The organism is Mesobacillus jeotgali (assembly GCF_900166585.1).
GTDB classification, from domain to species: Bacteria; Bacillota; Bacilli; order Bacillales; family Cytobacillaceae; genus Mesobacillus; species Mesobacillus jeotgali_A.
Map to the genome: position 1 here is coordinate 444,980 of NZ_FVZC01000007.1, position 12,874 is coordinate 457,853.

The following is a 12,874-nucleotide window of genomic DNA, read 5'->3' on the forward strand; positions in this document are numbered from 1 at the left end:
AAAGGGGGGAATACACATGGAAAATCAATTTTTCACATGTAAGGAAATTAAAGAGGGAGTATATGCAGCGATTGTAAAGGATGGACAGGGAGCTCTCGGCAATGCAGGATTTGTTGACCTCGGCGAGGAGGTCCTAATCTTTGATACCTTCATGATTCCTCAGGCTGCTTCTGCATTGCGCCAGACAGCTGAAGAGCAAACTGGCAAAAAAGTAAAATATGTAGTGAATAGCCATTATCATGGCGATCATACAAATGGCAATGTCATCTTTAAGGATGCTGTTATCATTTCCACGGAAGTGATTAGGCGAAAAATGCAGGAGAGTTACCAGAATCGTGATATTCCTGCAATGAAGGCAGGTATGGCTTCCTATTTTTCTCAGCTTGAAAAGCGAATCGCTGAAGAACAAAATGTGCAAATGCGCCAGGCACTTGAATACGATCTCTCAGATAAGCAGAAGTATGCGGAATCGCTGGACGTGATTGAAGAAGTTCTCCCAACCGTATTAATTGAAGAGAAACTTGTCCTTCAGGCAGCAGAAGGACAGTGGAGCTGTATCATTTTGGCGGAGGCCATACCGAAAGTGACCTCTTTATGTATCTGCCAGAGGAGCAAATATTATTTGCCGGTGATTTAGTATTAGTTCATAACCATGCCTGGATGGGCCATGGCAATCCTCATGAATGGCTGAGCATTTTGGAAAAGCTGGAACGGTTTGCTGTCAGCAGCGTCGTCCCAGGCCATGGGAATCCAGGCGGTAATGAGGATATTCAAATCATGAATGATTATATAGCAGATATGATTCACTTCGTTACTGAAATGAAGCAAAATGGCAAATCTGTCGAAGATTTGATTGCTGCGCCGATAATGGAAAAATATAAAGACCTGGATAGTCCTCATGTTTATGAGTGGAATCTGAATTTTTTATTTGGATATTTGCAAAACAGGTAACAAAAAGGTAATTGGCTGCCTTGCCCTTTTATGGAAGGATGCAAAAATTGTCGAAAACCCCCTTAAGAAAGCCCCTATACACGTAAATTCTACATATAGGGGTATGACTTTAGGAGGGTGATCATGGATATTTTACTGGCTGTCGGAAAGGTAATAATGGAAGAATTATCATTATTGCATTTATTCTACCCAATGGCGGGTGTGCTGATTGGGGTATACATTACATACAAATTAACCATTCAACGTGATAGGGTTTTTGCGGCAAATGACGCCTATAAAACAATTTATAGTTCGATGTATATAAGATTAGCCACAATTAAAATCAATATAGAGTTAAAGAAAAAGGAACTTGGAAGAATAAAATTCAGAAGATTAAATAAACAATGTAAGCGAAGTAAAAATATAACCTTAATCGCAAAACAAATTTTAGATGCATCCGATGAACTTCACAAAACTGTAAAAACATTAGACGAAGATAAATTGAGCGTGATTGTCATCTCAAGATATTTTGCTGTAGATCAAATAAAAGAAAACATTAGAATGGCTGAAATCAGTGATTTGGGATTGCAGGAGGATCAGGCTTTCCGGGAACTCAGGATAGAAAGATTACAGTATGAATTGGCTCTTGCTAAGATTTCATTTGTACAAAGTATTTTAGAAGATATGAAAAGCATCACCAGGAACGCAAGGATTCAAGATAAAGAAATCAGGGATACAATCAAGTTCCTGCTTAAGATAGTGAGAAATGCCAGGAAAAACGGAGTGCTGAAAACGTACCGGTCAGAGCAGTTAAAGGAAGTACAGAAATTTGATGTTAAGAATATCCCGGCTGGTTGAGAATAAAACTTATTTTGAACTATGCGATGGCAAGTCATTCTTAATCAAACGTTTGATTAAAAAGGATTAAATCCTTGATAATACTGGGAAGAGGCAGCATTTGGCTGCCTCTTTCTCAACATAATACAATAATCCTGTAAGGGGTAGTTTGCGCCGGTATGCTGAAGGTAGCAGGACCATAAACGACAATCAGATTCCTGTTCGCCGGACTTTTTGTAAACCTCTGGCCATTTTCCAATACAATCGTCATTCCGGGTGATAGATTGAGCTTCAGCATGCCATCACTGCTGGTTAGCTGGCTGTTGAAAAAATCCACCTTCACACTTTGGCCGCGCGTTTCTTTCACGACAACAAGCGCCCGGTATTGAGGCGGATAAATCATGGGAACAGGTGCATCAGCGTCATAATAGCCTGTTACCTGGTCGCCAATTTCGACCATTGCATGGTCGACGAAATAGGTTTTCGGTTCGACTACGAAATTTACTTGCCTTCCCGTGCCATCAATGACAGACATCATTCTATAGCACCCTTCATTCTGGCCGGATGGCGTAACGGAAAAATCATTCATCATCCTTACGACTCCGCTGAATGGCTGATACTTAACCATGCATCTCACCCTTTTCATTGTACTCCTGCCTATAGTTTATTCACTTTAACATCTATCGTGCTTGTTATTCTCGTGTGTAAGAGGGTAAACATTTTAGAAAAAGGACTGGGAACATGCCTTTCAATTATGATCTTGATTTTGATCACATTGATTTTCGTGAACAGCCTGAACTATACCGTGTGGGCAGGGGTGAACAGGGTGTTCTGCTGGTTGAGCCATATAAAAGTGAAATTCTCCCCTATTGGCGATTCAAGACACCGGACATCGCCAGGGAATCGTCCGAAAAAATCTACGAGTTATTTCTGGATTACAAAGCAAAAAATGATTTTGTCGGCATGGATATGGCCAAAAAGTTCCTGCAGATGGGATACACCCGAGCCCGCCGGTATACGAATTATAAGGACGGCAGGAAATATGATGAGGCCGGGAAAGTAATGGAGCGCCAGAATGATCCGGAGAAGGCCGAATCTGCCGCCATTTTTATGGAGAGATGGAAACTGGCTCGAACTGATCAGGAGTATCTTGAGATGAAAAAGGAACACCAGAAGAAATATGGATAAAAAATCCCCTGATGACTCAATACATCAGGGGTTCCTTGTTTATTTGACAGGATTTACAGCTTCCGATAGAGCTTCTTCAAGTTCTAAAGTGAAAGCCTTTGTTTGCTGCTCGTTCCAGCTGAATTGGTCACGCATGAATTTGATGACATTTTCTTTAAAGTTGTGCACCATTTGGATATTGAACAAAATCGCTCCTGTACGTCGGTTAAAGAAGTCAATTGGCGTAGCAGCCGCTTCATACTGGATTGCATAGCTCAGCTTAGTGAACAATTCCAAAGGCAAGCCATATCGGTCTGCTTCTTGCTTATGTGCAGATGCAATCTGGAACACAATTGGAGCGTTCGAGCCGTACTGGTATGCAAGACGTCGTGCTTCTTCTTTTGTAAGGCCTGCCTTCGTGCCTTCTTCAAGCTGGTTTTCAACAAAGCTATTAAGGTTGGCAGAACCGCCGACATCTCCGCCGGAAATCGGCAGATTCTTCGTCTGGCATCCAGGGAAGCTGCGTCCGTCTTCTTTAGCGAATTTTTCAGCAAGCAGATCCACAATCAATTCCGCCATTTTGCGATAACCGGTCAACTTTCCGCCAGCAATTGTGATTAGATGTGAATCAGATTCCCATATCTCATCTTTTCTTGAAATTTCAGAAGGTGCCTTGCCTTCCTCGTGGATAAGCGGCCTTACACCAGCCCAGCTGGATTCAACATCTTTTTCCGTCACATTCACATCCGGGAACATATAGTGAATCGCTTTAAGAATATAGCTTCTGTCTTCCTCCGTCATGCCCGGGTTGATCGGATCTTCATTGTAAAAAGTATCGGTTGTGCCGACATATGTTTTGCCGTCACGTGGAATCGCGAAGACCATACGGCCATCCGGAGTGTCAAAATAAATGGCTTGCTTGAGCGGGAAACCGGATTGGTCGATAACGATATGGACACCTTTTGATAGCTTCAGGGTTTTTCCTTTTTTCGAATTGTCCATTTCACGAATGCCGTCAACCCATGGGCCGGTTGCATTGACCACTTTTTTTGCATGGACTTCATATTCCTCGCCTGTTAAAAGATCCTCGACAACAACTCCTGAAACGATTCCGTTCGTATATACAAGGTTCTTGACTTTGGAATAGTTCAATGCGGTGGCGCCTTTTGAAACAGCCTGCTTCATGACCTCGATGGTCAGGCGGGCATCATCTGTGCGGTATTCAACATAATAGCCGCCGCCCTTCAATCCTTCTTTTTTCACTAGCGGCTCCTTTGCCAGTGTTTCAGCTGCACTGAACATTTTTCTGCGTTCGGATTTTTTGACACCTGCTAAAAAGTCATATACCCTAAGGCCGACGGATGTGCTGAAACTGCCGAAAGTTCCGCCTTTATGGAAGGGGAGAAGCATCCATTCTGGTGTTGTGACGTGAGGACCATTTTCATAGACAATGGCACGTTCCTTCCCGACTTCAGCCACCATTTTGACTTCGAATTGTTTTAGGTAGCGCAATCCGCCGTGCACCAGCTTTGTGGAACGGCTTGAAGTGCCAGCCGCAAAATCCTGCATTTCCAAAAGGGCAATATTCATGCCTCTGGTTGCAGCATCAAGAGCGATTCCAGCACCTGTAATGCCACCGCCAATCACAAGGACGTCGAATGCCTCATTTTTCATTTTCGTTACTATATTTTTTCGATCGAGATTAGAAAATCTCATGTTGTTACGCCTCCTTGGAATGAAAAAAGGAGAGACCACAAACAACATTACGCCAAAAGCCGAAATGTTATCGTGGTCTCTCCAGTTCTCCTACCCGATTTATTAACTTGTAATCATTATATCACATACATCTGAAAATTTCATGTGTCGGATTTCTGAATTTGATTAATCTCCCACAAATCCGTCTTTGACGTGGTGATAGCCGTGGCACCGGCATCCAGTGCATTTTTTACTTCTTCAGCTGTTCTAATCAGGCCTCCGGCAAAAATAGGGATTTTAACGCGGTCCTTGACCTCCCTGATCATCAAGGGCATGGCTCCTGGCAAAACTTCAATATAATCAGGACGTGTTTTTTCAATGAGTTTATAGCTCTTTTCAAGAGCATGGGAATCAATCAGGAATACTCTTTGCACAGCAATGACACCTTTTTGCTTTGCCTTTAAAATAACACTGGACTTCGTGGAAATCAGCCCATACGGTTTATACTCCTGACAAATATACTCTGTAGAAAAATCATCACTCTTCAATCCTTGTATCATATCAACATGATAGATCATTTTTTTGCCATAACTTCTGGCCATTGAGTGGATATTCTTCAATTGGGCAATATGCACTTCCAGCATGACCCCGATTTCAAAAGGACTTTCAAGAAACTGTTCAAACTCCTTCATATTCGAGGAAGCAGGCAAGATTTTCTGATTCAAAAGAATCCCTTCCTTAAGGTAGATTATCCACTATCTTAACACAGCTGCTTTTCGCTTTCTATGCGTACTATGCAAACTCGGTAGCGATAATAGCATATTGAAAATTGTAGGAAAGGATGAAGGCTAGTACGATAGTCATGAATATACATATTAAAAGGCAAAGAGGAGACAACATGCAAATTAGTAAGCAACTGAGGAGTACACAGGTTTTTGAAGCTGACGCAGTCCTGGGTGCGATTGAACGATCCCTGGCAATGATTGAATTTGAGCCGGACGGAAAAGTTCTTTGGGCAAATGAAAATTTTGCGCGAACGATGGGATATCGAGTGGAAGAGATGCCTGGACTTTTTCATAAACAATTTTGTACAGCAGAATTTGCAGGCAGCAGGGAATATACAGAGTTATGGAGAAACCTGCGAAACGGCAAAAGCTTTCAGCAAAAAATACAGCGAGTCACCAAAAGGGGAAAATTGCTCTGGCTGGAAGCTACTTATTCGCCAGTCTACGATACTCGAGGCAGGGTCACCGGAGTGGTGAAGGTAGCTACCGATATAACGGAGCGTGAATGGAATGCGGCAAGAGTAGCCGAAGAGCTCCAGCAGATGTCAGAAAACCTGAGTGCAAGGGCAGAAATGGGCATAACTAGAAGCGAAGAAGCAGCAACCGCTGCCAGCATACTTGTGGAAGAGTCAAACGGAAATATCAAGATTCTCGAGTCGCTAAAATCACAGGCTAAATCCATCGGCAGCATTGTCCAGACCATCCGTGAGATTGCTGCCCAAACCAACCTGCTAGCCCTGAACGCGGCCATCGAAGCAGCAAGAGCAGGAGAACATGGAAGAGGCTTCAATGTCGTGGCTGGAGAAGTCCGGAAACTTGCAACCCGAGTCCAGGATTCAATCCAGGAAGTCAATGAACGAATAGATGGCATAACAGGTGAAATGACAAAAATCAACGAAGCAACTCAACGCTCACAAAATGGGATCATCAAAAACCAGAAACTCAATGAACAAGCAGTTGTCTCCTTCAAAGAAATTGGCAGCGCCGCCAGTGAACTGGACAAGCAGGCCAAAACATTCAAGGAAATCCTGTAAAAAGACAACGGACACCGCAATCATAAATACGATTGCGGTGTTTTTGATTATTAAAGGCGGGAAACGTTTGATAGCCATGGTTTGTGTAGACGAGGCGTAGGCATTAATAATAATTTTTTAAAAGTTAGTTTTGGTCGAAAAGAAAAAAGGTAAAATGGGAGGGACTGAATGTGAATGGGAATAGGAGAAAAGGTAAAAGCAGAGGGGAGAAGCGGTAAAGTATAACTTAATGTTATCCAAAAAAATGCAGACCTTCACAAAACACATTTGGCTACCAGCAACTTTTCTCCTATATTAATCGTCTCAATAGTAAAACGGAGAGCATAATTTGTTGTAACGCTAAATTTGTGATATATTTTAAGAATTCAACCCCCTATTTTCTCCATTTAATTTCTTCACTATTCTTTAAAAATTTGATTCCCATGGGAATTAATATATACATTTGTACAAAGAAACAGGAGCTGAACTATGGAAAAGAAATTGAAAAAGGATCTTAAGATTTTCGCTTTGGGCGGTCTTGGTGAGATCGGTAAAAATACGTATGTAATCGAATACAAAAATGAAATGGTACTTGTGGATTGCGGAATTAAGTTTCCTGATAACGAATTGTTCGGAATTGACTATGTGCTAGCGGATTACACTTATCTTAAACAGAACCAGGACAAGCTGGTCGGAATTTTCGTTACTCATGGCCATGAGGATCACATTGGCGGTCTGCCGTTTTTGCTTCAGGATGTGAAAGCACCGATATACGGCGGTGATTTCGCGGTCGAATTAATTAAGTCCAAGCTGCAGGAGCACAAAATCAAGGGTGTGAAGTTCCACCAAATCAATAATGATACAGTTGTTGAGTTCCAAAATATCAAGGTGCGCTTTTTCCGTACAACACACAGCATTGCAGATTCATTTGGTGTCGTAGTGACGACTCCAGAGGGAAATATCGTTCATACTGGTGACTTCAAGTTTGATTTAACACCGGTTGGAGCAGGTACGGATTTTCAGAAAATCGCTGAAATTAGCAGTGAAGGTGTGCTATGCCTGTTATCGGACAGCACAAACAGTGAGCAGCCAGGCTTTTCTGTATCTGAAAGACGTGTTGGCGAAGCAATAGAAGATATTTTTCAGACCGTGGACGGCCGTGTTATTTTCGCGACATTCGCATCGAATATTGACCGGGTACAGCAAGTAGTGAAATCATCCCTAAAGCACAATCGTAAAATGGCCATTGTTGGCCGAAGCATGGAGAAGGCATTCGAAATCGGACGCAGGCTCGGTTATATAACCGCACCTGATGAGGCGTTTATCAGCGTTAATGAAATCGGTCATGTACCTAGCAATGAGCTGACAATTATCTGCACAGGAAGCCAGGGTGAACCCATGGCCGCACTCGCCAGGATTTCGAATGGAACACACAGGCAAATTTCGGTTATCCCTGGAGATACAATCGTCTTTTCATCGTCACCGATTCCGGGCAACGCGATCAGCGTTAACCGTGTGATTGATAAGCTGCACCGAATTGGTGCGGATGTAATCCACCATAAAATCAGTGAGGTCCATACCTCAGGTCATGGTAAGCAGGAAGAGCAGAAGCTGATGATCAAGCTGCTGAATCCAAAGTATTTCATTCCGATCCATGGTGAGTACCGCATGCTGGATCAGCATGTAAGATTGGCGGAGCAATGCGGAATTCCGAGAGAAAACTGCTTTATTTTAGACAATGGTGATGTGCTTGAGTTATCAGCTGATGGCGGACAGGTTGCCGGAAAAGTACCAGCACAACCTGTATATGTAGATGGCAGCGGGATTGGCGATATTGGCCACATTGTTTTGAAAGACAGAAGAGTGTTGTCCCAGGACGGGCTTGTCATCGTCACGATGATGATCGAGCGCGATAAAAAGCAGCTGGTCAACAAGCCGACAGTTGTCACAAGGGGATTCGTATACGTCAGGGAATCAGGCGATCTGATGAAAAACGTTGAAGAGCTGATTACTGATAAAATTGTGACGGAGCTGGCAGGCGGAACGAAGGACTGGTCAAGCATTAAAAAAGCAGTCATCGACGTCGTCAACCCATTCCTATACAGCAAGACAGGCAGAAGGCCAATGATCTTGCCGATTATCATGGAAGTGTAATCTAGAAAACGATCCTTTATGGGTCGTTTTTTTGTTTGTATTTGAATGGGTTATACTGGGGGGAGATGTATGACATAGGCATCTATTCATGATATTGTCCGAATTATGGCAGGTTCGGACAAACCAAAAGCATCTATCCATGATAATTTTCCGAAGTCATGCCAGGTTCGGCCAAAAGAGCTCCACCTTTTCACTAGTTAGTCTGAAATACCCTTCTCGGATAACCACGGTACCATGACCCTGTTGTCCCCAGGTGATGCGCAAATGATCGAGCCAACAAAAAACCCCGCTGACGAATCAGCGGGGTTCCAACTTTACCTTATTGTTCATCTTTTGCATAAAAGCGAAGAAGGTCGCCGTAAATGATTTGGTCTGAGTAGCTCAGTTCATTCTTGGCTTGCTCCATGTATGGTTCGCAGCTTGCCTGGCCGATTGGCTGTTCTGTTGATTTATCATAGCAAGTGCCTTTCGTATATACCACATCTTCGGTGATGAAGCTTCCGTCTCTCAAGACTACAAAGTTATCCTGGTTCTTTGAGAATAGGTCTCCGCCAAACTGGATATCCTGTTTCGTATCAATATCAGCAAGGCTTAATAGTGTTGGACGAAGATCGATCTGTCCGGAAACGGTAGAGATGGTTTTTCCTTCATGGCCCGGAATGTGGACAATTAAAGGTACACGCTGCAATTGTGTTGAAACAAATGGCGTGATTTCTTTACCAAGATACTGTTCCATTGCCTTGTTGTGGTTTTCAGAAATTCCGTAATGGTCACCGTATATCACGATGATGGAATCTTCGTAAAGACCTTCCGCCTTCAAATCTTCGATGAACAGCTTCAAGGCTTCATCGGTATAACGTACGGTCGGGAAGTAGCGGTTCAATGTACCGCTATTTGAATCAAACTCATCAATGAATTTGTCTTCTTCATCAAGCTCAAACGGGAAGTGGTTTGTCAGCGTAATGAATTTTGCGAAGAATGGTTTAGGCATTGCTTTTAAATGTTCGACTGACTGGTCAAAGAAATCGACATCCTTCATGCCCCAGCCAACAGAGTTTTCTTCGTTAACTTCATAATCAGGCAATGAGTAGAAACGGTCATATCCGAAATTATTGTACATAACGTCGCGGTTCCAGAAGCTCTTGTTGTTTGCATGGAGCTTCGCTGTGTAATATGAATTTTCCTTCAGCCTTTCAGCAAGTGATACGTATTCGTTTCCGGAGTGGGTGAAGAATACAGCACCACGGCCGAGCGGATATAAGGAGTTTTCCAATAAGAATTCGGAATCGGATGTTTTACCTTGTGCTGTCTGATGGTAGAAGTTATCAAAGTAAAAGCTATCTTTGATGAAATCATTCAGAAATGGTGTGATTTCCTGGCCATTCACTTTCTGGCCGATGACGAAATTCTGGGTAGACTCCATTGAAATGACTATGATATTTTTGCCCTTCGCAGCACCGAACATTTCTTTAGAAGGTGCTGTGTATTGTGCTCGAGTATAGTTCTCGATTTCCGTCAGCTGGTTGCCATCTGCTAATGCTCTTTGTGCAGTAGTCTTTGTTTGCAAATAAGCATCGTATATATGGTGGTTATATGTCCCGATATTTTTTACAAGAATCTCTCTGTCAAATGTACGTGTTAACAATTCAGGACGCTCTGACTCAGAAAGACCGAGATTGAAAAATGCCAGAGCAATTGCACTGAAGTAAAAGGCTGCAGCGTATGCGCTCCTATACTTTCTAAAAGTAATCTTCGGTGTTTTTACCAAAGCCAGTGCAAGAATCAAAAGTGCATCCGTAAAATACACGATGTCTGTCCAACTGATCAGTTCTCCAACACTGCTTTTCAGATCACCCATATTGCTTGTCTGTGTTAAAAGCGGAATCGTGATAAAATCCGTGAATTCACGATAATAAACAACATTGGCGTAAAGAACGAAGGAAGTAATGAAGCTTGTCGTGACGACAAAGATTTTCTGCTTCCTGCCTGCCATGAAGATTCCTAGTCCTAATAAGAACATCAGGAAGCTTAGTGGATTTATGAACAGGATGAATTCCTGCATTTTATTTTCAATATCTATATCAAAATTTAACTTATAAACAGTGTAGGTTTTAAGCCATAATAGGATAATGGCAATCAAGACGAAACTGATGGACATTTTATTCTTGTCTGTCCCCATGGAATCCCTCCTAGGAATCTATTGAAGTTTACATTTTACCATAATCGCCAATAGTTTTGTAGCTTCACCAATAATGGCGTAATTTTCCGATAGTTATTGTACGCATGATTTTCGCTTCTGTTACTGGTGAAATTTTCTAGTTTGCTCAGGTAAACTTTTTTGCCTGCCTATTATATACGTGGTTAAGGTTAAAAAGGTTTCTGTAGACTCACTCGCTTTCTGATTGTTAAAATGTTCTAGCAGTTGATTGGAGGCTGGTCCATTGAATGAACAACGTTATACTAATTTAAAACAAGGGGAACGTGGAGCGATCATCAGTATCGCTGCCTATCTGCTTCTATCCGCTTTAAAATTATTCATCGGCCATATCAGCGGTTCAGAAGCATTGAAAGCCGACGGATTGAATAATACGACGGATATATTAGCATCAGTATCAGTCCTGATCGGGCTTAGGCTGTCACAAAAGCCGGCGGATGAGGACCATCTATATGGCCACTGGAAGTCAGAAATGGTCGCTTCAATGGTCGCGTCTTTTATCATGATCATTGTTGGCATCGAGGTTTTAATCAGTGCCATCAGCTCGATTTCTGAGGGAACCAGAGAAGCGCCCGATATGATCGCGGCTTGGACAGGCTTGTTTTCGGCATTGGTAATGTATGCAGTCTATCGTTATAATCGAAACCTCGCTCGCAAAATAAAAAGCCATTCGGTCATGGCCGCGGCTAAAGATAACCTGTCCGATTCGTGGGTGAGCATCGGGACCTCTGTGGGCATCATTGGTTCACAATTCGGCTTGCCATGGCTCGACCCGGTAACCGCCGTGATTGTAGGCGTCCTGATTTTAAAAACAGGCTGGGACATTTTCCGTGAAGCATCCCACCAGCTGACAGACGGCTTTGATGTAGACCTAATTAAAGAATATAAACAAACTATCTGCAATATTCCTGGTGTTAAAGGAATTAATGATTTAAAGGCTCGGAGCTACGGAAATAATATCGTTGTTGACTGCGTCATCACCGTTAATCCATCGCTTGACATCAGCTCGGCACATGATATTTCTACCAGAGTCGAACAGAGGCTGATGGAGAAATTTGATATTTATGACGTCCATGTACATGTGGAGCCGGATTGATTTGAAAGGATTTGATGGATTAGTGATCACCCCTGGCTCTTATTTATACAATTACGCATTTCCCGAAGAAGAAAAATCGTTATGCATGCTGGAAATGAGGTCGTTTTTCGGAAAGGACTCGGAAGAAGGCATAATTGAAAGCAGTGTCGAGATCGATCCAAGCAGAAGTCCCTTTATAAGGGAGAGAATTGATGTTCTTTTCAAAGGGAACGACCTTCACCAGATAATTGCCAGGGTTAAAGAACTGGAACTGGGTGAATCGACTTTTAAGGTGCGGTATGTCAAAGCGGCAGGTCTTGATAAGATTGCTTTTGAAGAAAGACGAAGGATTGAACGTAGAGTAGGACTGGCTGTGAAAGGAATTCCTGAGCTTGATAATCCCGTTCTTATATTCGGCATCGTCGAGGTCCACGGCTTTTGGTATTTTGGCCAACTCCATAATAGTGAACAGGTCTGGCTGCAGCATCAGCACAAACCCAACAGCTATTCAACGGCTTTAGGCACCCGAGTCGCCAGAGCGGTAGCCAATATTGCCGTTCCCGAGCCAGCAGGGGTAAAAGCAATCGATCCATGCTGCGGCATCGGTACCGTCGTTGTTGAGGCATTATCAATGGGGATTGATATCGTTGGCAGTGATAACAATCCGCTGATCCTGACTGGTACGCGTGAAAATATCGCTCATTTTGGCTACTCAACTGATATTAAGTTTATCGACCTCAGGGAAGTTACAGGACATTATGATGTAGCCATCATCGATATGCCTTATAATCTGTGTTCCGTGATTACTCCGGAAGAGCAGCTCGACATGCTCCATAGCACAAGAGGTTTTGCCGATAAAGCAGTCATCGTCACGATTGAGCCAATCGATCCAGTGATCCGGGAAGCCGGTTTTGAAATTATCGATCGCGGCATTGTAAAAAAAGGCAACTTCACCAGAGAAGTCATAGTATGCAAAAAGGCGCTCAAAAATTGAGCGCCTTCC

At 42.9% G+C, this 12,874-nt stretch carries 12 protein-coding genes; 8 read left to right on the forward strand and 4 right to left on the reverse strand.

Features of this window, described 5'->3' with window-relative positions; all coding sequences use genetic code 11:
- Window positions 1-16: 16 nt before the first annotated feature.
- The 3 genes from B5X77_RS03590 (at window position 17) to B5X77_RS03600 (ending at window position 1,788) form a co-directional block, all read left to right on the forward strand.
- Window positions 17-637: an MBL fold metallo-hydrolase gene (locus B5X77_RS03590; protein ID WP_079505169.1), complete on the forward strand. Its 621-nt coding sequence runs from the start codon at window positions 17-19 to the stop codon at window positions 635-637.
- A complete protein-coding gene (locus B5X77_RS03595) occupies window positions 595-951 on the forward strand; it encodes an MBL fold metallo-hydrolase (protein WP_079505171.1) in 357 nt (118 codons plus the stop codon). The genes B5X77_RS03590 and B5X77_RS03595 overlap by 43 nt, the downstream gene beginning before the upstream one ends.
- A gap of 123 nt (window positions 952-1,074) precedes the next feature.
- Window positions 1,075-1,788 (forward strand): hypothetical protein, encoded by a 714-nt coding sequence (locus tag B5X77_RS03600; RefSeq protein WP_079505173.1) that lies wholly within the window; start codon window positions 1,075-1,077, stop codon window positions 1,786-1,788.
- 115 nt (window positions 1,789-1,903) lie between these two features.
- On the opposite strand, the gene B5X77_RS03605 is transcribed toward B5X77_RS03600, so the two are convergent.
- Window positions 1,904-2,395, reverse strand: coding sequence for a hypothetical protein (locus tag B5X77_RS03605; protein ID WP_079505175.1), 492 nt, complete (start codon window positions 2,393-2,395; stop codon window positions 1,904-1,906).
- Between the two features lie 113 nt (window positions 2,396-2,508).
- Here B5X77_RS03605 and B5X77_RS03610 point away from each other — a divergent pair, with 113 nt between their 5' ends.
- The gene (locus B5X77_RS03610) at window positions 2,509-2,955 is read left to right on the forward strand and encodes a DUF4385 domain-containing protein (RefSeq protein ID WP_079505177.1); all 447 of its coding nucleotides are present in this window, start codon (window positions 2,509-2,511) and stop codon (window positions 2,953-2,955) included.
- 39 nt (window positions 2,956-2,994) lie between these two features.
- On the opposite strand, the gene B5X77_RS03615 is transcribed toward B5X77_RS03610, so the two are convergent.
- Window positions 2,995-4,650: a glycerol-3-phosphate dehydrogenase/oxidase gene (locus B5X77_RS03615; protein ID WP_079505179.1), complete on the reverse strand. Its 1,656-nt coding sequence runs from the start codon at window positions 4,648-4,650 to the stop codon at window positions 2,995-2,997.
- 140 nt (window positions 4,651-4,790) lie between these two features.
- Window positions 4,791-5,360: a glycerol-3-phosphate responsive antiterminator gene (locus B5X77_RS03620; protein WP_139378292.1), complete on the reverse strand. Its 570-nt coding sequence runs from the start codon at window positions 5,358-5,360 to the stop codon at window positions 4,791-4,793.
- A gap of 167 nt (window positions 5,361-5,527) precedes the next feature.
- Here B5X77_RS03620 and B5X77_RS23910 point away from each other — a divergent pair, with 167 nt between their 5' ends.
- Together B5X77_RS23910 and rnjA are read left to right on the forward strand one after the other, a co-directional pair.
- Window positions 5,528-6,448: a methyl-accepting chemotaxis protein gene (locus B5X77_RS23910; RefSeq protein ID WP_079505183.1), complete on the forward strand. Its 921-nt coding sequence runs from the start codon at window positions 5,528-5,530 to the stop codon at window positions 6,446-6,448.
- A gap of 468 nt (window positions 6,449-6,916) precedes the next feature.
- A complete protein-coding gene (gene rnjA, locus B5X77_RS03630; protein ID WP_079505185.1) occupies window positions 6,917-8,581 on the forward strand; it encodes a ribonuclease J1 in 1,665 nt (554 codons plus the stop codon).
- A gap of 319 nt (window positions 8,582-8,900) precedes the next feature.
- Here rnjA and B5X77_RS03635 read toward each other — a convergent pair whose 3' ends face one another.
- A complete protein-coding gene (locus tag B5X77_RS03635; protein ID WP_079505187.1) occupies window positions 8,901-10,760 on the reverse strand; it encodes an LTA synthase family protein in 1,860 nt (619 codons plus the stop codon).
- A 262-nt stretch (window positions 10,761-11,022) separates the two neighbouring features.
- Here B5X77_RS03635 and B5X77_RS03640 point away from each other — a divergent pair, with 262 nt between their 5' ends.
- On the forward strand, window positions 11,023-11,892 hold the full coding sequence (locus B5X77_RS03640; RefSeq protein WP_079505189.1) for a cation diffusion facilitator family transporter: 870 nt from the start codon (window positions 11,023-11,025) through the stop codon (window positions 11,890-11,892).
- Window positions 11,861-12,865: a TRM11 family SAM-dependent methyltransferase gene (locus tag B5X77_RS03645; protein ID WP_306807283.1), complete on the forward strand. Its 1,005-nt coding sequence runs from the start codon at window positions 11,861-11,863 to the stop codon at window positions 12,863-12,865. The genes B5X77_RS03640 and B5X77_RS03645 overlap by 32 nt, the downstream gene beginning before the upstream one ends.
- The last annotated feature ends 9 nt before the right edge of the window (window positions 12,866-12,874 follow it).